Source organism: Streptomyces flaveolus (assembly GCF_000716535.1).
Taxonomy (GTDB): Bacteria; Actinomycetota; Actinomycetes; order Streptomycetales; family Streptomycetaceae; genus Streptomyces; species Streptomyces flaveolus_A.
Window position 1 is genome coordinate 1 of the sequence record NZ_JNWV01000186.1, and the last position, 286, is coordinate 286.

A 286-nucleotide genomic window follows, 5' to 3' on the forward strand; every position below is an offset into this window, starting at 1 on the left:
GCCGGGCCTGCAGATCATGTCGAACGAGCAGTTCAACCAGGCGTTCACGATGCACGGCACGATCATGCTGCTGATGTTCGCGACGCCGCTGTTCGCCGGCTTCGCGAACTGGATCATGCCGCTGCAGATCGGCGCGCCCGACGTGGCGTTCCCCCGGCTGAACATGTTCGCCTACTGGCTGTACCTATTCGGCTCGCTCATCGCGGTGGGCGGCTTCCTCACCCCGCAGGGCGCGGCCGACTTCGGCTGGTTCGCCTACTCCCCGCTGTCGGACGCGGTCCGCTCA

At 66.4% G+C, this 286-nt stretch carries 1 protein-coding gene; it reads left to right on the forward strand.

Annotated elements, in window-relative coordinates; genetic code table 11:
- On the forward strand, window positions 1–286 hold a 286-nt coding region (locus tag OO52_RS45780; protein ID WP_037671795.1), incomplete at both ends, for a cbb3-type cytochrome c oxidase subunit I.